Origin of the sequence: Sphingomonas sp. NPDC019816 (assembly GCF_050274375.1) — a bacterium.
In the GTDB taxonomy this organism is placed as follows: domain Bacteria; phylum Pseudomonadota; class Alphaproteobacteria; order Sphingomonadales; family Sphingomonadaceae; genus Sphingomonas.
Map to the genome: position 1 here is coordinate 1 of NZ_JBNNOB010000067.1, position 18,895 is coordinate 18,895.

Sequence of the window (18,895 nt, forward strand, 5' to 3'; positions counted from 1 at the left end):
GCGGCGCCAGGGGGGCACGGCGTCTATGGTCCGGTCGGCGGCCGCGCGATCATGGCCCAGCCGGACGACGCGGTAGGGGCGGTCCTCGGGGGCGAGCGGCGTCGCCCCGGCCAGCTCGGCCAGAAAATGCGGCGATACCCGGTTGCCCGCGACCCGCACCGGCGACTCCGCGCCGAACACGCCATGTTCGTCACCGCGAAGGCCCGCCGCCGCGCGCAGGCGGATGACGTCGCGCAACACCGCTTCGCCCGTCATCGGCGCCAGATGCCAGCGCCCCGCCAGATCGGCGAGGCCGTCGACCAGCGCCCCGCCACGCATCGACACGCCGTAGCAGCGCCGGTCGGACAGCATCTCTGCAACCGACCGATGGGCGAGCCGCCACTGGGCGAAGCTGGCCTTTTCGGTTTCGACCAGGCTCTCGCCGGTGCCCGGCCAGTCGGGCAGCACACCGCCGATGCCGTGGCGGGCGAGCGCGCGCAGCATCGCCACCGCCACCACGCGCGTCCGGTTCGCTTCCTCCCAGAAGGGCAGGGCGACCAGCACGACGGGCCCTTGCGCGGGCCCGAGGCACAGCATCGCCTCGCGCCCACCGGGGCCGTCGTAGAAATCAATCAAGCTTGCGCCTTGGCGTTGGCGAAGGCGACCAGCTGGCCGAAGGTCTCCAGCATTTCGCCGTCGACCTCGTCATCCTCGATCAGGATGCCCAGCCGGTCCTCCAGCTCGGTCAGCACGCCCGCGACCGCCATCGAGTCCAGTTCGGGCAGCGCGCCGAACAGCGGCGTATCGGCTGCGAACCCCGCCACACGCTCCTGCGACAGCCCCAGCACATCGGCGAGCACGCCCCGTACCGTCGCTTCGACCTCACCGTCCGCCTGGAGTGCCAAACCCTGTCGCCTTGCTGTTCCTATCGTTGCGACCGCGTTAGAGCGCCGCGCCGCGTTGGGCAACCGGGGGAGCGGTATAGGTTAAGCCCCCTCCCGCAGGCGGGAGGGGGGGGGACGCGCTATGTCACTGGGCGGGTCATATGTTTTGGTATGGATTTAGAGATCCGGGCTATTCCCATTGCATGGGAGTCCCAAGCCCTCCCCCAGCCCCTCCCGCCTGCGGGAGGGGAGCAGAAGTGGCGCGTTCCGGTTCCCTAAAGCCCCCTCTCGCAGGCGGGAGGGGGTTGGGGGAGGGCTTGGCCGCATGCGCCCCGATATGCTCCGTTCCCTTCGCTCGACTTTCGGTAACCCTCGGCTGTAGATGACCTTTATGCCCCCAGAACCCGTCGCCCTGCCGATCGACCATGCCTTGCGCGGGGCCCCCGATGCGCCGGCCTTGCTCGACCGCGACGGCGGGCTGACCTTCGCCGAGGCCGAGGAGCGGGTCGCGCGGCTGGCGGGGTGGCTGGCCGCGCAAGGATTTGCACCGGGTGCGCGGGTGGCGAGCTGGTTGCCCAAGACGCGGACCGCCGCGTTGATGCCGCTGGCGGCGCCCCGTGCGGGCCTGGTCCATGTGCCCATCAATCCGCTGCTGAAGCGCGCACAGGTAGCGCATATCCTGGCCGATAGCGGCGCGGCGATGCTGCTGACCCATGCCCCGCGCGCGGCCACGCTGGAGCCGGGCGACGTGCTGGCAGACACGCGGATCATGGTCGAGGCGGGGGAGGGTGACGCGTTGCCCCGGTCGGCGGCGGATGCGGATGCGCTGGCGGCGATCCTCTATACCTCGGGGTCGACGGGACGCCCCAAGGGGGTGATGCTCAGCCACGCCAATCTGTGGCTGGGGGCGGTGGCGGTCGCGCATTACCTGCGGCTGATCCCGGAGGACCGGGTGCTGGGCGTGCTGCCCTTCAGCTTCGACTATGGTCAGAACCAGCTTCTCTCGACCTGGGTCGCCGGGGGCGCGGTCGCGCCGATCGACTATCTGACGCCGCGTGACGTGGTGAAGGCGGTGGCGCGGCACGGCGCGACGACGTTGGCGGGCGTGCCGCCGCTCTGGACGCAGCTGCTGGCCACCGATTGGCCCGAGGAGGCGGTCGCGCCGATCCGGCGGCTGACCAATTCGGGCGGCGCGCTGACGCCCTCGCTGGTCAGGGGGCTGCGCACGCGGTTCCCGGCGGCCGATCTCTACGCCATGTATGGCCTGACCGAGGCGTTTCGTTCGACCTATCTGGACCCCGCGCTGATCGACGCCAATCCCGACGCGATCGGCAAAGCCATTCCGTTCGCCGAGATCATGGTGCTGCGCCCCGATGGCGGCGCGGCGGCGCCGGGCGAGCCGGGCGAGCTGGTCCATGCCGGGCCGCTGGTCGCACAGGGCTATTGGCGCGATGCCGAGCGGACCGCGCAGCGCTTTCGGCCCGCGCCGGGGCACGACCGGGCGGTCTGGTCGGGGGACAAGGTCGTGTTGGGCGTGGACGGACTGCTCCGCTTCGTCGGACGCGATGACGAGATGATCAAGGTCGCGGGCAACCGGATCAGCCCGCAGGAGATCGAGGAAGCCGCATTGTCGGGCGGCGAAGCGCGCGAGGCGGTGGCGATCGGCGTGCCCGACCTGGTGCATGGGCAGGCGATCGTGCTGGTGCTGGCCGGCGATGCCGCATCGGAGCCGGCGCTGCGCACACGGCTGAAGGCCGAGCTTCCCAATTTCATGCAGCCCGCGCGGATCGTCTGGCACGACGAACTGCCGCGCAATGCCAATGGCAAGCTGGACCGCAGCGGCCTGCGCCGTACGGTTCTGGGCACGGTTCTGGACAAGGATATGACGGCATGAAGCCGATGGGCCCTATCCCCCCCGAATTCACCGCGCAACAGGGCGCGCTGGTCATCGGTGGGCGCACCGCCGCCGAATGGATGAAGGGCCGCGACGGACCGCTATTCGTCTATGACCCCGCCATCGTCGCCACGCGGGTGGCGCGGTTTCGCGCGGCGTTTCCGACGATCGACCTTCATTATGCGATCAAGGCCAATCCCTTTCCGCCGTTGCTGGCCGCGATGGCGGAGATGGTCGACGGCTTCGATGTCGCATCGGCGGGCGAGCTGGCGAAGGTGGCGGACCTCGGCCGGCCGGTCAGCTTCGCGGGGCCGGGCAAGCGCGATGCCGAACTGACCGCCGCGATCGCGGCGGGCATCACGCTGAACCTGGAATCGGAGGGTGAGGCGGACCGCGCACTGGCTATCGCCGAACGGTTGGGGTGCACGCCGCGCTTGGCGGTGCGGGTCAACCCGGATGTGGAGTTGCGCGGGTCGGGTATGAAGATGGGCGGTCGCCCGTCGCCCTTCGGCATCGATGCCGAGCGGGTGCCGGCACTGGTCCGCGACCTGATCGCGGCCGGCGCGGACTGGCGCGGCTTTCATATCTATGCCGGCAGCCAGGCGCTCGATCCGCAAGCGATCATCGATACGCAAGCCGCCACCATCGCGCTCGCCGCGCGCCTCGCCGAGGCGGCGGGGCAGGCGCCGCCGCTGGTCAATCTGGGTGGCGGCTTCGGTATTCCCTATTTCGCCGGCGATACGCCCCTCGACATCGAACGGGTCGGGGCCGCGCTGGCCGAGGCACTGGACGCCCGACCGGAGATACTAAGCGACACGCGCTTTGCGATCGAACTCGGCCGCTGGCTGGTGGCGGAGGCGGGCGTCTATCTGGCGCATGTCGTCGACATCAAGGACAGCGGCGGAGAGCGGTTCGCGATCCTCGATGGCGGGCTCAACCACCAGCTGGCCGCCAGCGGCAATTTCGGCACCGTGGTCAGACGTAACTATCCGCTCGCGCTGGCCCATGCGATAGGGGCGGAGGCGGACCAGACGCTGTCGGTCGTCGGCCCGCTATGTACCCCGCTCGACCGGCTGGGCGACCGGATCGCGCTGCCCTGTCCCGAAGTGGGCAGCATCGTCGCGATCTTTCTGGCCGGTGCTTATGGAGCCAGTGCCAGCCCTTCGGCGTTTCTGGGCCATGGGCCCGCAGACGAGATCGTGGCTCGGTGAAAATTTAGCAGCGTCTACGGGGGCATAACGCTCTGTTCACCTCTTGGGCGGCATAGCGACGCTGCGCAATTGCCTTTTGCCCCGGCCGGGGCGCAAGGTTCAGGAGTAACGTTCGCATGGCATCCTTCGCCCGCCCCCTCTTGATCGCAGGGCTCGCCGCCTCGACGCTGACGGCCTGTTCGACCGCGTCGCGCGGGCCAGAACTGCCGCCGGCGGGCTATGTCGCGAAGAAGGACGTGCCGGGCGAGGAATATGTCATCGGCCCGCTCGACCAGCTGAACATCTTCGTCTGGCGCAACCCGGACCTGTCGGCCAAGGTGCAGGTGCGCCCCGACGGCCGCATCACCACCCCGCTGGTCAACGACATGCCGGCGGTGGGCAAGACGCCCGCGATGCTGGCCGACGACATGAAGAAGGCGCTGTCGGAATATGTCTCCAATCCGATCGTGTCGGTGATCGTCGAGAATTTCGCCGGCACCTATAGCCAGCAGGTGCGGATCGTCGGCGCGACCGAGCGTCCCGCCTCCATCCCCTACCGCGCCAACATGACGCTGCTCGATGCCATGATCGCGGTCGGCGGGCTGAACCAATATGCCGCGGGCAACAAGGCCAAGCTGGTGCGCACCGATCGCGACACCGGCAAGCAGCGCGAATATGCCATTCAGATCAACGACCTGCTGCGCAAGGGCGATTCCAAGGCCAATGTCCGGCTGGAACCCGGCGACGTCATCATCATCCCCGAATCGATGTTCTGAGGAGGGCTGGCGCACGTGTCCGCTATCCAGGACGAAATCCGCATTGCGATCCATGCGATCTGGACCCGGCGCTGGCTGGCGCTGGCGGTCGCGTGGGTCGTGTGCATCCTGGGCTGGCTGTTCGTGTCGCAGATCCCCAGCCGGTACGAATCGACCGCGCGCATCGCGGTGCAGACGTCGCAACTGCTGCCCGATGGCATGGGCAACGGCCCCACGGCGCAGATGCAGTCGGTGGATCAGGTCCGTCAGACGCTGATCTCGGCGGTCAACCTGCAAAAGGTGGTGCGCGGCACCGACCTGGCCGCCACCGTCTCCAGCGACGCGGATGTCGCCGCGCGGGTCGCGGGGCTGGCCCAGTCGATCAAAATCGAGAACCAGCAGGACACCATCTTCAAGCTGACCGTCACGCAGGGCAGCCCCAAGCTGGCGCAGCAGATCGCGCAGAAGCTGATCGACATCTTCGTCGAATCCAATCTGGCCGGTGATCGCAACACCACCAGCCAGAGCCTGAGCTTCCTCGACCGTCAGCTCGACCAGCGCCAGAAGCAGTTGCAGGCGGCCGAGGCCAGGCGCGCCGAATATCAGAACCAGTTCATGGGCGGCCTGCCGGGCAGCGGTTCGGTCGCCGACCGCATCGGGCTGGCCCGGTCGCAAATGGCGCAGGTCGACAGCGATCTCGCCGCCGCCCAATCGAGCGTGGCGGCGGTGCAGGGACAGCTGGCCGCGACCCCGCGCACCGTGGCGGAAGGCGGCGGCAGCGTGGGCCCGGCGCGCGCGCGGCTGGCGACGTTGCAGGGGCAGCTGGCCGATGCGCGCGCGCGCGGTTTCACCGACAATCATCCCGACGTCATCGCGTTGAAGAACCAGATGGCGGCGGCGCAGGCGGCGGCCAAGGCCGAAGGTGCCGGCGGCGGTGCGGGCGGACAGCCCAATCCCCTCTACCTCTCGCTCCAGTCGATGGCGGCGGAAAAGCAGGCGCAGCTCGCCAGCCTGAAGGTGCGCAAGGCGCAGTTGCAGGGCGACCTCGACCGGCTGAACGCCAGCCTGTCGACCAATCCCGAGGCGGCGGCGCAGCAGGGCGCAATCGACCGCGACTATCAGGTGCTGAAGGACAGCTATGACCAGTTGCTGCGCCAGCGCGAACAGGTGGCGCTGCGCGGACAGGCACAGAACCAGACCGATTCGATGCGCTTCTCGGTCATCGATCCGCCGACCTATCCGCGTGCGCCGACCGCGCCCAACCGCATCCTGTTGCTGACGGGCGTGTTCCTGGCGGGGATCGGGCTGGGCGTCGGCGGTGCCTTCGCCCTGTCCAAGCTGCGTCAGACCTTCACCACCGCCCAGTCGCTGCAACGGACGATGGGGATGCCGGTGATCGGATCGATCGGCGAGGTCGTCACCCGCGGCCAGGCCAGCGCGCGGGCCAAGCGCTTGAAAATGTTCCTGGGTGGGACGGCCGCGCTGGGTGCCGCCTATGGGATGGTCATGGGAATCGAGCTATTGCAGCGGGGTATGGCGGCGTGAGCAACAGCGTGAAACCTCCCAGACCCCGCCGGGAACCGTCGCTGCTCGAACGGGCGGCGAATGTATATGATTTCCAAGCCTATGTCCGGGCACCCGCGCCGGCCGGGGAGCAGCGGGCGGCGTCGGTCGCGCCGGTCGCCGCCGAACCGGTAAACGTTGCCCAGCCCCCCGCGCCCGAACCGGCCGCCCCGCCGCCTGTCGAGACGCGGCCCGTTCAGACGGCGCCCATCGAACAGCCACCCCTGGCACCGCCGCCCGAGGCCGTGGACCCTTTCATCGCTCCCATCATGCCGGAGGCGGAGTCCCTGCCGCCGGGCCTGGTCGAGGATGATGACGCGGGCGCCGCGCCGTCCGGGCCCGAGCCGATGCTCGCGGGGATTCCGGCCGAGTTTTTGGCGCAACCGGGCGACGACGAATTCCTGGCCAGCGAATATAATCCGGTATCCAGCGACGTCGCCGCCGTCGACCGCGCGCTGCTGGCCGAGAACGGCATGATCGTGCCCGGCGCCCCGATCGGCCCGCTCGCCGAGGAGTTCCGGCTGGTCAAGCGCCAGCTGATCATCACCAGCAGGCGGCTGGTCGAGGCGGGGGACGGCGACCGGGCGCGCACCGTGCTGATCTGCTCGGCGCGGCCGCAGGACGGCAAGACCTTCTGCTCGGTCAACCTCGCTTTGTCGATGGCGGCGGAGCGCGATACCGAAGTGCTGCTGGTCGATGCCGATGTCGCCAAGCCCGATGTGCTGGGTCGGCTGGGCCTCACCGAGGGGCCGGGGCTGCTCGATGCGCTCGACGACAGCGATATCGATGTCGAGGATCTGGTGATGCGTACCGACGTGCCGCATTTGTCGGTGCTGGCATGCGGCACCCGTACCGCCAGCGACACCGAATTGCTGGCGTCCGCGCGTACCCGTGCCGTGCTGCAACGGCTGTTGTCGGCCAATCCGCGCCGGCTGGTCATTTTCGATTCGCCGCCCGCACTGGCCGCGTCCCCGGCCTCGGTGCTGGCGATGCTGGCGGGGCAGGTCATGCTGGTCGTGCGCGCCGACAAGACGCCCGAGAGCGAGGTGACGGCGGCGATCAACCTGCTCGATGCGTGCGAGCATATCCAGCTGGTGCTCAACAGCGTCGCCTTCGTCCCCGGCAGCCGGCGGTTCGGCTATTACGGCAAGGACGCCGGATGAGCATGGGCGCGCGGCCGATCCTGATGGGGTGCCTGGGGATGGCGATGCTGCCGACCCCGGCCTTCGCACAGGCCCTGCCGCCGCCCTCCGGCGTCGCGCCCGGCGCGGGCCAAGCACCGCCCACCGATCCGGCACCGGCCGCCAGCGGCCCCGACCGTCCGCGTGCGTACGTGTCGCCCTATATCGAGGTGGGGCAGGCGTTCAGCGCCGATCTGACGGGTGGCGACTCGGTGACCTTCACCTCGATCGGGGCGGGCGTCAACGCGCAGGTCAATACCGCGCGGGCGCAAGGGCAGATCAGCTATCGTTACGAGCACCGCATCGCCTGGAATGACGGCCTTGGCGGCGGCGATGTGCATAGTGGGCTGGCGCGCGGGCTGTATCGGATCACCCCCGAACTGAGCGTCGACGGCGGCGTTCTCGCGACGCGGGCGCGGTCGGATATTCGCGGTGTCGCACCCGGCGTGCTGGTCGGCGATCCGGGCAATATCTCGCAACTCTATTCCGCCTATATCGGCCCGGTCCTGAGCACCCGCGCCGGGCCGGTCCAGCTGCTGGCCAATTACCGGCTGGGCTATACCCGTGCCGAGAGGCCGGGGCTGGGGGGCGTTGTGGCCGATCAACCCCGCCTCGACTATTTCAGCGACAGCTGGAACCACATGGCGACGGTCAACGCCACGACGCGCCCGGGCACCATCCTGCCGGTCGGCCTGAGCGTCAGCGGCCTTTACGAACGCGACGATGCGCGACAGCTGGCCCAGCGTTACGAGGGCTGGTTCGCGCGCGGCGACGTTCTCTATCCGATCTCGCCCTATGTCGCGCTGACGGCGGGCGTCGGCTATGAACGGATCGAGAGCAGCCAGCGCGATCCGGCGGTCGATGCGGCGGGCCGCCCGCTGGTCGATGGCAGCGGCCGCTTCGTGATCGCGCCCGACAGCCCGCGCCGCATCGCCTATCGCACGGACGGCGTCTATTATGATGCGGGCGTCGTCTGGCGGCCCAATCGCCGCACCTCGGTGGAGGGGCATGTCGGCCAGCGCTACGGCTCACTGAGTCTTACCGGCAGCGCGCAATATGAGGCGGCACGCGGCGTCTTCTTCCGCGCATCGGTCTATGACGGCATCCAGACCTTCGGGCGACAGCTGCGCAACGGCCTGTCGGGTCTGCCAACCCAGTTCGTCGAGACGCGCGACGCCTTTTCGCAGCAGTTCAACGGGTGCGTCTTCTCCACCAGCGGGACGACGCCGGGGGGGTGCCTGAACGACGTGCTGCAATCGGTGCAGACCGCCGTCTACCGCGCGCGCGGCGCCGACGCGGCGCTGACCCGGACGAGCGGCCGTTCCACGATGGGCATCGGCCTGGGCTACAGCAACCGCCGGCTGTTCGCGCCCGACGCCGCGCCCGGCCTGATCGTCGGCGGGGCCGATGACGAAAGCTGGTATGCGCAGATTTTCTTCGGCCGGTCGCTCAGTCGTGACTCGGGGCTTAACGTGAATGGCTTCGTTAACTATTACGCCAGTAGGTTGGCGGGCGCCGAGGACGTGGTATCGGTTGGCACGACAGCCAGCTATTTCCACAACTTCGGTCGGCTGGGAACAACCGCGTCGGTTGGATTGTACCACTTCTCGGTCGGTGACCTGACCGACGCCCTGTCGGCGCAGGTCCTGGTCGCCGCACGGTATCAATTCTGACCGGCCGAAAGGCACGATAATGTACGAGACCCATTTCGGTCTGGGCGAACGCCCGTTTCAGCTGACCCCGGACCCGCGTTTCTGGTTCGAGACGGCAACGCATGGCAAGGCGATGGCTTATCTGGGCTATGGCCTGGCGCAGGGTGAGGGCTTCATCGTCATCACCGGCGATGTCGGCGCGGGCAAGACGACGCTGGTCGGCCATCTGGTCGAGACGCTCGATACCCGCCGCGTGCGCGTGCTCCATATCGTGTCGACCGCGATCGACCCGGACGACCTGCTGCGCGTGGTCGCCGGACAGCTAGGCGTCGATGCGCAAGGACTGTCCAAGGCCGCGCTCTTGGCCGCGACCGAGCGCGCGCTGAACGGCGTCGCGCGCGAGGGGCGCCGCGTACTGCTGATTGTCGACGAGGCGCAGGCGCTGCCGCTCGCCTCGCTCGAAGAATTGCGCATGCTCTCCAATTTCCAGGCGGGCGGTCACGCGCTGCTCCAGATCCTGTTGGTCGGCCAGCCGGAGTTTCGCGACCGCCTGCTGGGCTCGGGCGCGGTCGAGCAGTTGCGCCAGCGGGTCATCGCCATCCATCATCTCGACCCGATGGACCCGGAGGAGGTTCCCGATTACATCGCCCACCGCCTGGCGGTGGCGGGTTGGACCGGGCGGCCCGACTTCGCCGCCGACGCCTTCGACGCGTTGTACGAGGCATCGGGCGGTGTGCCGCGCCGGCTGAACGTGCTGGCGGGCCGCGTGCTGCTTCAGGCGGCGATCGAGGGTGTCGAGCTGATCGGGCCGGAGACGGTGCGCAGCGTCGCCGCCGACATGGCCGCCGATATGGGCGGCGAGCGGATCGCGCCGCCGCAGGCCGAGCCGGTCGCCGCGCAGGCCGCGCCGATCGTCTCCCCCGCGACCTTCGATCCGCCCGCCTTCGGTGCAGGCGCGCTCGGCGCGCTCAACGGTACGGCGGCGGGGATCGCCGCGACGGCGGGCACGCTGCGCTCGGGCCTGTACGCCAATGGCCATGCCGCCGCCGATCCCATCATCCGCACCCGTCCGACGAACGAGGGCGAGGGGGCGCAGCGGGACGCCTACCGTGTCGTCGCGCCGCCGCCCGCACCGGAACCCGTTTCGTTTCGTCCGGCCGCGCCGCCGCAACCCGAACGGCCGGAGCCGGCCCCGTCGGACGCTACCGCCGCGCTGGAGGAGCGGATCGCGCAGCTGGAAGCGAGACTGGAGCAGCAGGAGGCGGCGCTGCGCCGGGTCCTGACGCTGCTGGTCGACTGGACCGACATGGAGGATCGCGGCGAGGCCAAGCGCGAAGGCGCGTCGATCCGCCCGGCAGGGGCCTGGGGCCATGCCGCCTGAGCCGGGGGCGGGCGCACCGCTCAACGGCATGTCGGTCGATGTCGAGGAATGGTTCCAGGTCGGCGCCTTCGAGAAGACGATCGACAAGGCGGACTGGGACCGGCTGGACAGCCGGGTCGAGGCCAATACCGACGCTGTATTGTCGCTGTTCGCCGAAACGGGCACGCGCGCGACCTTTTTCACGCTGGGCTGGGTCGCGCATCGCCATCCCGGCCTGATCCGGCGTATCGTCGCGGCCGGGCATGAAATGGCCAGCCATGGCTGGGACCATCAACGCGTCTTCACCATGACCGCCGACCAGTTCCGTGCCGACCTCGCCCGTGCCAGGGCGGCGATCGAGGATGCGGGCGGGCAGGCGGTGACCGGCTATCGCGCGCCCAGTTTCTCGATCGACAAGCGCACGCCCTGGGCGCATCCTGTACTGGCCGAGGCGGGCTATCGCTATTCGTCCAGCGTCGCGCCGTTGCGGCACGACCATTATGGCTGGGCGGAATCGCCGCGTTACGCCTGGCGGCCGCTCGCCGATGCCGATCTGATCGAATTGCCGGTGACGGTGGCGCAGTGGGGCAAGCGGCGGCTGGCGACCGGCGGCGGCTTTTTTCGCATGCTGCCCGCCAAGCTGACCGATGTGGCGGTCGGGCAGGTCAATCGCGACCGGCACGGCGCGATCTTCTATTTCCATCCCTGGGAGGTCGATCCCGACCAGCCGCGCGTCGCCGATGCGCCACTGCGCTCCAAGGTCCGGCATTACAGCCGGCTGGGCGCGATGGCGGGCAAGCTGCGCGGGCTGCTCGGCCGGCATGACTGGGGGCGGGTGGATGCGGTCGCGGCCGAGGAAGCGGCGCGGCTCGCATGACCGCACCGGACCTGGCCGTCCGCGTCGCCGATCTGGGCCGCGACGACGAGCGCGCACGGATCGATGACTTCGTACGATCGGCCGAGGCGGGCACGCCCTTTCACCTGACCGGCTGGCTGTTGGCGGGCGCGGCGGGGTGCGGGCAAAAGGCGCATTATTTCGTCGCCGAACGGCTGGACGGGACGATCGCCGGTGTCCTGCCCTTGAGCGAAATCCGCTCGCCCCTGTTCGGCGCGGCGATGGTGTCGACCGGGTTCGGCGTCGATGGCGGGGTGCTGGGCGAGGGCAACGACTTGCTGGCGGAGGTGGCCTGGGAGACGGCGCGCGCGCGCGGGATCGAGTCGGTCGAGTTGCGCGGCGGTCCGGCCCCAGGCGGCTGGGCGGTCGATACCGACAGCTATCTGGGCTTCGTCCGCCCTATCGCAGCCGATGACGAAGCCGAGCTGAAGGCGATCCCGCGCAAGCAACGCGCCGAGGTGCGCAAGGCGCTCGCCAACGAGCTGATCGTCGAGACCGGATCGAGCGACGCGATGCTGGCCGAACATTACAGCATCTATGCCGAGTCCGTCCGCAACCTGGGCACCCCGGTCTTTCCGGCCAGGCTGTTTCGCGAGGCGGTGGCGCGGCTCGACGCCGATGTGCTGACCGTGCGGCATCAGGGCCGGGCGGTGGCGAGCGTGTTGAGCCTCTATCACGCTGGCACCGTCTATCCCTATTGGGGCGGCGGCACCCAGGCGGCACGGGGCCTGCGCGCCAACGACCTGATGTATTTCGCGCTGATGCGCCATGCCCGTGCGCGCGGCTGCCACAGGTTCGATTTCGGCCGATCAAAGGTCGGCACGGGTGCTGCGGCGTTCAAGAAGAATTGGGGGTTCGAGGGGCATCCGCTGGCCTATGCCAGCCGCAGCGTGCATGGGCCGCGCGCGATCAATCCGCTGAACCCCAAATATGCGCTGATGATCGCGGTGTGGAAGCGCCTGCCGGTCTGGGCGGCGAAGCTGGCCGGCCCGCCGATCGCACGGGGCCTGGGGTGAGGGACCTGCTGTTCCTGGCCCACCGCGTGCCGTTCCCACCCGATCGTGGCGACAAGATCCGTAGCTATCACATCCTCCGCCATCTCAGCCACGACTGGCGTGTGCATCTGTGCACCTTTGGCGAGAGCGAGGCGGACCTTGATCCGCCCGCCGCCTTCACCGATCTGCTGGCCGGTTGCCATATCATCCGCCGGTCCAAATCGACCCCGGTCGCCGCGCTTCAGGCGCTGGCGGCGGGCGCGCCCGTATCGCTGACCGCCTTCGCCCATCCCACCATGACGAAAGCTGTGCGTGCCGTCCGGCGACAGGGGGTGGCGGCGGCCTACATTTTTTCCGGTCAAATGGCGCAATATGCCGGCGAGGAGCCGACGATCATGGACATGGTCGATGTCGACTCGGCCAAGTTCGCAGCGCTCGCCGAGCGTGCCATCGGCCCCAAGCGGATCATGCTGGCCCGCGAAGCGCGGCTGCTCGGCCGGTTCGAACGGCGTGTGGCGGCCGGCATGGCGGCGACCCTGTTCGTCAGCGAGGCGGAGGCCGCGCTGTTCCGCGCCGGCGGCGGCGAAGGTCGGATCGTCGCGGTCGAGAACGGAATCGACGCCGCCGTCCATGACCCGGCCCTCGTCACTCCCATCGCCGAGACGGAGCCGTTGATCGTCTTCACCGGGCAGATGGATTATCAGCCCAACATCGACGCGGTAACGCATTTCGCTAAGGCCATATTGCCGCTGGTCCGCCACGCGCATCCGCGTGCGCGCTTCGCGATCGTCGGCCGCCCGCCGACGCCGGCGGTGCGCCGGCTGGCGGGGGAGGCGGTGATCGTCACCGGCGAGGTGCCCGACACGCGTATCTGGCTGGCCGCCGCCGCCGTGTGCGTCGCGCCGCTGATGCTGGCGCGCGGTATCCAGAACAAGGTGCTGGAGGCGATGGCCATGGCACGGCCGATCGTCGCCTCGCGCGCGGCGGCCGAGGGGATCGACCATGGCGGAACGATCACCGTCGCCGACAGCGACCGCGACTTCGCCGACAAGGTCATCGCCGCGCTGTCCGGTCCCGCCACCAATCCGGCGGCGCGTGCGCAAGTGCTTGACCGCTATGACTGGAACGCCAGACTGGCACCGCTCGACCAGCTGTTGAAGGATATCGCGTGACGTTGGGGGATCGGATGCGGCCGGGTCGCTGGCCCTATCATCTGGCGTTGCTTGCCGGAGCGGCGGCGCTGATCCTCGCCTTGTTCTGGCGCGACGTTACCCATCTGGTCGAGATCTGGTGGACCAGCACGACCTATGGCCATTGCCTGTTCATCGGCCCGGTCGTCGGCTGGCTGGTGTGGCAGCGCCGGCCCGAGTTGTCGAAGCTGACGCCTGCCGCCCGGTGGCCGGGCCTGGTGCTGGTCGCAGCCGGCGGGTTTCTGTGGCTGTTGGGCGAGTCTGCGACCGTTGCGCTCGTCCGGCAGATGGGACTGGTCGCGACGCTGGAGGGACTGGTCGTCACGCTGCTGGGTCCGATGGTCGCGCGCGGGCTGCTCTTTCCGCTGGTCTATGCCTGGTTCCTGGTGCCGTTCGGGGCGGAGCTGGAAAAGCCGCTCCAACAGATCACCGTCGCCATCGTCATGCCGCTGCTCGACTGGAGCGGCATCCCGGCGTCGGCGGACGGCGTCCTGATCCATGCCGGCCGCTATTGGTTCGAGGTGGCGGAGGCTTGTTCGGGCTCCAAATTCGTGCTGGCGATGATCGCCTTCGCCGCGCTCGTCGCCAATCTCTGCTTCCGGTCGCCCTGGCGGCGCGCGATCTTCATGATCGTGTCGCTGATCGTGCCGATCCTGGCCAATGGCGTCCGCGCCTGGGGCACGATCTTCGCCGCCGACCTGACCTCGATCGAGGTGGCGGGAGGCGTCGACCATGTCATCTTCGGCTGGGTGTTCTTCGCGCTGGTGATGGCGGCGGTGCTGGCGATCGGATGGCAATTCTTCGACCGTTCGCCCGATGATCCCGCCTTCGACCCTGCTAAATTGTCGGCCATGCCGGGACAGCGTATCGACCCGCTGCTGGCGGCGGTACTGGCGCTGGCGATCACCGCCGTCTTCCCCAGCTGGAGCGGCTATGCCGGCAGCCGTGTGGCGTTGCTGCCGGCGCATATGGCGCTGCCCGATGTGCGCGGCTGGACGCCTGCGCAACAGCGCAGCCCCTGGGCGCCGCATTATCCGGGTGCCGATGCGGTCATGCTGCGCACCTATGCCGATGGGCAGGGGCATCAGGTCGATCTCGCGGTCGCCGTGTTCTCGCACCAGCGCGAAGGGGGCAAGCTGGGCGCGTTCGGCACCGGCGTATTGCAAGAGGATGATCGCTGGATACGCGTCGCCGATCTCGGGCCCATCGCCGGGGGCGGCGCGATGCGGATGATCACCACCGGGCCGCTCGGCCAGTCGATGCAGCGCGATGTTGCGACCTGGTATCGGATCGGCGATAGCCTGACGCCGAGTATGCGGCAGGTGAAGATCGAGACGATGAAGGCCCGGTTGCTGGGCCAGCGCCAGATGGCGGTCGCGGTGCATGTGTCGAGCGAAGGCGACGACCCGGAGGCGATCGAGGAGTTCGTCCGCGCTCTGGGGCCGATCGACCGCTTCGCCGACCGCCTGACCGGGCAGCGCTGACCCGACATGTGCGGTATCGCCGGCCTGTTCCACCCCGCCACGCCCAAGCCGGTCGATCCCGCCCGGCTGCGCGCGATGATCGGCGTACAGGCGCATCGCGGACCCGATGGGCAGGGGGTGTGGACCGCGCCCGGCGTCGGCTTCGCCCATGCCCGGCTGTCGATCATCGATGTCGCCGGATCGCCCCAGCCGATGGTCGATGGCGAGGTGGCCGTCTGCTTCAACGGCGAAATCTATAATTACCGGGCCCTTCGCGACGAACTGCGCGAGCGCGGCGCGGTCTTCCACACCGATGGCGACACCGAGGTGCTGCTGCATGGATGGCGCCATTGGGGGCCGGCGATGCTCGACCGGCTGGTCGGCATGTTCGCCTTCGCCGTGCACGATGCCAAGGCCGGCACGCTGTTCCTGGCGCGTGACCGGCTGGGGGTGAAGCCGCTCCACTGGGCCGAACTGCCCGATGGTGCGATCGCCTTCGCCTCGGAGATGAAGGGTATCCTTGCCCATCCGCTCTTCCGGCGACGGCCCGATATCCGCGCGGTCGAGGATTATCTGGCGCTGGGCTATGTCCCCGACGATGCCAGCATCGTGGCGGGCGTCCACAAGCTGCCCGCCGGGCATTTCCTGCTGATCGAGCGGGGTCGGTCTATCCCCCGGCCGCGGCAATGGTGGGACGTCGATTTCTCCGAGCGCGAGAGCGGTTCGGCGGCGGCGCTGGGCGAGGGGCTGCTCGCCCATATGCGCGCGGGTGTCACCAGCCGCATGGTCGCGGACGTGCCGCTGGGCGCGTTCCTGTCGGGCGGGGTCGATAGTTCGGGCGTCGTCGCGCTAATGGCGGAGGCGTCGCCGCGCGCCGTGCGGACCTGCACCATCGGCTTCGAAGAGGCCGGGCATGACGAGCGCGACTATGCGCGCACCATCGCGCAGCGTTTCGCCACCGATCATGTCGAACGGGTCGTCCGCGCCGACGACTTCGCACTGATCGACACGTTGGTCGGCCAATTCGACGAGCCCTTCGCCGATGCCTCGGCGCTCGCCACCTATCGGCTGTGCCAGCTGGCGCGCGAGCATGTCACCGTGGCGTTGTCGGGCGATGGCGCGGACGAGGCGATGGCGGGCTATCGCCGTCATGTCTTCCATGCGGGCGAAGAGCGGGTGCGGGGGCTGTTTCCCGACCGGTTACGCGCTGGCCTGTTCGGTACGCTGGGGCGCTATTATCCCAAGGCCGACTGGGCGCCGCGTCCCTTACGCGCCAAGACCACGTTGCAGGCGCTGGGGATGGATGGGGCGGAAGCCTATGCCCGCGCGGTCGGGGTCACCAGCCCGGAATGGCGGGCGCGGCTGTTCTCAGGCGAGGCCCGCGGGGCGCTGGGCGGGCACCGGGCGGAGGATCGCTATGTCGCCGCCATGCGGGGCGCGCCCGCCCGTGATGCCATCGACCGTGCGCAATATGCCGATCTGAAGATCTGGCTGCCCGGCGACATCCTGACCAAGACCGACCGCACCTCGATGGCGGTGGGGCTGGAGGCGCGCGAGCCGCTGCTGGACCACCGGTTGGTGGAATATGCCGCGCGGCTGCCCGCCGCGATGCGCGTGCGGGGCGGGCAAGGCAAATGGCTGATGAAAAAGGCGCTCGAGCCCTATCTGCCGCGCGACATCCTGTACCGGCCCAAGATGGGGTTCGTCACTCCGATCAGCGCGTGGTTTCGGGGGGCTTTGGCGGATGAGGCGGCCGGTTTGGCGCGGTCGGGCCTGCTGCGCGAGACGGGGTGGTTCGAGTTGACCGAATTGGGTCGTATCGCGACGGATCACCGCGCCGGGCGGGCGGATCACGGCCGAACGCTGTGGCAGATGCTGATGCTGGAGCGGAGTTTGAAGCGGTTGTTTTAAGGTCGTGGCTGGCCGCCCTGCCTTTCAACCCCCGTTCGCGCTGGGCGAAGTCGAAGCGTATGCCCTGTGGTGGCCGTCTCGCGTGGCCTTCGACTACGCTCAGCGCGAACGGGGCGAGGGAGTGTGGTGCTGGCACAGGCGGATGTCCTCAATGCGCGAGCGACGCTTACTCCCCAACCTCCGTTCACGCTGAGCGAAGTCGAAGCGCACGCCGTGTCATGCCGGCTGGCGTAAGTGGAGCGAGGCGAAGCCGCCGCCGCTCCCTGGCGATCATCCCTTTAACGTCTGCGCGATCCAGCGGTCGAACAGATCGGGCCATAGCCGTGCCGGCGATCCTTCGGGCGCGCTCATCGCGCCGAAGCCGTGGCCGCCGCGTTCGAAGAAATGCGCTTCGACCGGCACCTTGGCGGCGCGGGCCTGGGTTAGTACGTCGATCGACTGGTCGAGCGGGACCAGCCCGTCGTCTACCGCATGGACCAGGAACAGCGGCGGGGTGCCCGCACCGATCCGGCGAGGCGTGTCGTACCGGGCCTTCGTCGCGGCGTCGGGATTGGGGCCGAGCAGGTTGTCGCGCGACCCCGAATGGGTGGTCGGCGTCGACAGGCTGGCGACTGGATAGACCAGGCCCGAAAAGCGCGGCTTGGCTGATTGCCGGTCGGCGGCGTCGACGGGCGTATAGACCGCGTCGTCATATCCCACGGTCAAGGAGACGGCGAGATGCCCGCCCGCCGAGAAGCCGACGATCCCCAGATTGGCCGGATCGATGCCATAGCGGCCGGCATTGGCGCGGATCAGGCGCATCGCCCGCTGCGCATCCTGAAGCGGCACATCGGCCTGCCGGTCCCAGCCTTCGGAGGGCAGGCGATAGGACAGGGCGAAGACGGTGATACCATGCGGGTTGAGCGTCCGCGCGACATCGATCCCCTCATTCTGGATCGAGACGAAGCCATAGCCACCACCGGGGATGGTCAGCACCGCGCGGCCATCGGGGCGTTCGGGGCGGAAGACGGCGACGATCGGATTGGCGGTGCCGCGCAGCCACAATTCCTTGCGCCCCGCCGGCCCGTTCATCGACGGGTTCGGCGTGGGCAGCTTGGCGCGCGCGCCCGGCGGACGACCGGGCCAGAGCGGGAAATGCTCGGCCGGCGGCCAGGGCGTCATGGCGGCGGGCGTCGCCGTCGCCTGCCCGGCGGCCTTGGCCGTCGCATGGGCGGCGAGCGGCGCGGTAGCCATCGCCCCCAACAGCGTGCGTCGATCGATCATGGCATCCCTCTCCTCAGCGCATGGGAGCGCTTATCCCCTGCGAAACTGCCGGGGCGGGAGAGGGGGAGCAAGCAAAAAGAAAAGGGGCGGAAACCTTGCGGTCCCGCCCCGATCTCAATGTCCGTACTTCTTGATCCCGCGCCGGCGCAGCTTTTCGCGCTTGCGGCGACGGCTATACGGGACCGCAATCGCCAGCCCGGCCATCAAAACGATGCCGATGATCACATAGGCCAGCTGTTCGCGTTCAAGAAATTCCAGCATTAGTCGAAAATCGCTCCCCAACGACGCTTCGCGCGCTCACGCCAGTGACCGCGATGATAGGCGTCGGAGGCGAGCAGCGGCATGACCGAGCCTGCTTCCGCGAACACCATCTGCTCGAGTGCGGTATCGACCTTGCCCCAGCTCGCCGCTTCCTTGAGCGTCGAGGACGAGCAGGCACCGTCGCGAACATCGGCCACCGTGATCTGCACGGCGTATTTGTGCATTTCGACGTCCTCATGGCCCAGGATTTCGGCGCAAACAACCGTGTCCTGGATGAAATTCTTCGGAACGCCGCCGCCGATCATCAACAGACCGGTGGTTCCCGCCTTGATCTTGATGTCGGTCAATTCACGGAAATCGGCAATGGCATCGAGCACCATGTAAGGCTTGCCTTCCTTGGCGCGCTCCACCTGATGCTTGACCAGACCGAAGCCCGCCGACGAATCGACGAACGCCGGG

Annotated in this window: 17 protein-coding genes; 12 read left to right on the forward strand and 5 right to left on the reverse strand. The window is 68.9% G+C overall.

Annotated features, from left to right (window positions below):
* Both ACQKJZ_RS11080 and ACQKJZ_RS11085 read right to left on the reverse strand, forming a co-directional pair.
* Positions 1 to 615, reverse strand: a 615-nt coding sequence (locus tag ACQKJZ_RS11080) for a hypothetical protein (RefSeq protein WP_427731145.1), incomplete at its 3' end; no start/stop codon positions are given.
* Positions 612 to 884, reverse strand: a complete 273-nt coding sequence (locus ACQKJZ_RS11085) for an acyl carrier protein (RefSeq protein ID WP_312488119.1) — start codon at positions 882 to 884, stop codon at positions 612 to 614. The genes ACQKJZ_RS11080 and ACQKJZ_RS11085, both read right to left, overlap by 4 nt.
* Before the next feature lie 370 nt (positions 885 to 1,254).
* Here ACQKJZ_RS11085 and ACQKJZ_RS11090 point away from each other — a divergent pair, with 370 nt between their 5' ends.
* The 12 genes from ACQKJZ_RS11090 to ACQKJZ_RS11145 all read left to right on the forward strand — a co-directional run bounded on the left by ACQKJZ_RS11090 (position 1,255) and on the right by ACQKJZ_RS11145 (position 16,912).
* The gene (locus ACQKJZ_RS11090; protein ID WP_427731146.1) at positions 1,255 to 2,757 is read left to right on the forward strand and encodes an AMP-binding protein; all 1,503 of its coding nucleotides are present in this window, start codon (positions 1,255 to 1,257) and stop codon (positions 2,755 to 2,757) included.
* Positions 2,754 to 3,968 (forward strand): pyridoxal-dependent decarboxylase, exosortase A system-associated, encoded by a 1,215-nt coding sequence (locus ACQKJZ_RS11095; protein WP_427731147.1) that lies wholly within the window; start codon positions 2,754 to 2,756, stop codon positions 3,966 to 3,968. Before ACQKJZ_RS11090 ends, ACQKJZ_RS11095 begins: the two co-directional genes overlap by 4 nt.
* Positions 3,969 to 4,084: 116 nt before the next feature.
* Positions 4,085 to 4,723, forward strand: a complete 639-nt coding sequence (locus ACQKJZ_RS11100; protein WP_312488122.1) for an XrtA/PEP-CTERM system exopolysaccharide export protein — start codon at positions 4,085 to 4,087, stop codon at positions 4,721 to 4,723.
* A gap of 15 nt (positions 4,724 to 4,738) precedes the next feature.
* Positions 4,739 to 6,247, forward strand: a complete 1,509-nt coding sequence (locus tag ACQKJZ_RS11105; protein ID WP_427731148.1) for an XrtA system polysaccharide chain length determinant — start codon at positions 4,739 to 4,741, stop codon at positions 6,245 to 6,247.
* Positions 6,248 to 6,255: 8 nt separating this feature from the next.
* On the forward strand, positions 6,256 to 7,428 hold the full coding sequence (locus ACQKJZ_RS11110; protein ID WP_427731149.1) for an AAA family ATPase: 1,173 nt from the start codon (positions 6,256 to 6,258) through the stop codon (positions 7,426 to 7,428).
* Complete coding sequence (locus tag ACQKJZ_RS11115) at positions 7,425 to 9,119, forward strand: hypothetical protein (RefSeq protein WP_427731150.1); 1,695 nt, start codon at positions 7,425 to 7,427, stop codon at positions 9,117 to 9,119. The genes ACQKJZ_RS11110 and ACQKJZ_RS11115 overlap by 4 nt, the downstream gene beginning before the upstream one ends.
* 19 nt (positions 9,120 to 9,138) lie before the next feature.
* Complete coding sequence (locus tag ACQKJZ_RS11120) at positions 9,139 to 10,479, forward strand: AAA family ATPase (protein WP_427731151.1); 1,341 nt, start codon at positions 9,139 to 9,141, stop codon at positions 10,477 to 10,479.
* Positions 10,469 to 11,335 carry an XrtA system polysaccharide deacetylase gene (locus ACQKJZ_RS11125; RefSeq protein WP_312490364.1) on the forward strand — a complete coding sequence of 289 codons (867 nt, stop codon included), beginning with the start codon at positions 10,469 to 10,471 and terminating at the stop codon, positions 11,333 to 11,335. Before ACQKJZ_RS11120 ends, ACQKJZ_RS11125 begins: the two co-directional genes overlap by 11 nt.
* Positions 11,332 to 12,369 carry a FemAB family XrtA/PEP-CTERM system-associated protein gene (locus tag ACQKJZ_RS11130; RefSeq protein ID WP_427731152.1) on the forward strand — a complete coding sequence of 346 codons (1,038 nt, stop codon included), beginning with the start codon at positions 11,332 to 11,334 and terminating at the stop codon, positions 12,367 to 12,369. The genes ACQKJZ_RS11125 and ACQKJZ_RS11130 overlap by 4 nt, the downstream gene beginning before the upstream one ends.
* Positions 12,366 to 13,520 carry a TIGR03087 family PEP-CTERM/XrtA system glycosyltransferase gene (locus tag ACQKJZ_RS11135; RefSeq protein WP_427731153.1) on the forward strand — a complete coding sequence of 385 codons (1,155 nt, stop codon included), beginning with the start codon at positions 12,366 to 12,368 and terminating at the stop codon, positions 13,518 to 13,520. Before ACQKJZ_RS11130 ends, ACQKJZ_RS11135 begins: the two co-directional genes overlap by 4 nt.
* Positions 13,517 to 15,022, forward strand: a complete 1,506-nt coding sequence (gene xrtA / locus ACQKJZ_RS11140; RefSeq protein WP_427731154.1) for an exosortase A — start codon at positions 13,517 to 13,519, stop codon at positions 15,020 to 15,022. The genes ACQKJZ_RS11135 and xrtA overlap by 4 nt, the downstream gene beginning before the upstream one ends.
* Before the next feature lie 6 nt (positions 15,023 to 15,028).
* Positions 15,029 to 16,912, forward strand: a complete 1,884-nt coding sequence (locus ACQKJZ_RS11145) for an XrtA/PEP-CTERM system amidotransferase (RefSeq protein WP_427731155.1) — start codon at positions 15,029 to 15,031, stop codon at positions 16,910 to 16,912.
* Between the two features lie 270 nt (positions 16,913 to 17,182).
* Here the strand turns inward: ACQKJZ_RS11145 and ACQKJZ_RS11150 are convergent, their stop codons facing one another.
* The 3 genes from ACQKJZ_RS11150 to ACQKJZ_RS11160 all read right to left on the reverse strand — a co-directional run.
* The gene (locus ACQKJZ_RS11150) at positions 17,183 to 18,175 is read right to left on the reverse strand and encodes an alpha/beta hydrolase (protein WP_427731156.1); all 993 of its coding nucleotides are present in this window, start codon (positions 18,173 to 18,175) and stop codon (positions 17,183 to 17,185) included.
* A gap of 114 nt (positions 18,176 to 18,289) precedes the next feature.
* On the reverse strand, positions 18,290 to 18,436 hold the full coding sequence (locus ACQKJZ_RS11155) for a hypothetical protein (RefSeq protein WP_427731157.1): 147 nt from the start codon (positions 18,434 to 18,436) through the stop codon (positions 18,290 to 18,292).
* Positions 18,436 to 18,895: deoxyhypusine synthase family protein (locus tag ACQKJZ_RS11160; RefSeq protein WP_427731158.1), on the reverse strand; the 460-nt coding region annotated here is incomplete at its 5' end. The genes ACQKJZ_RS11155 and ACQKJZ_RS11160, both read right to left, overlap by 1 nt.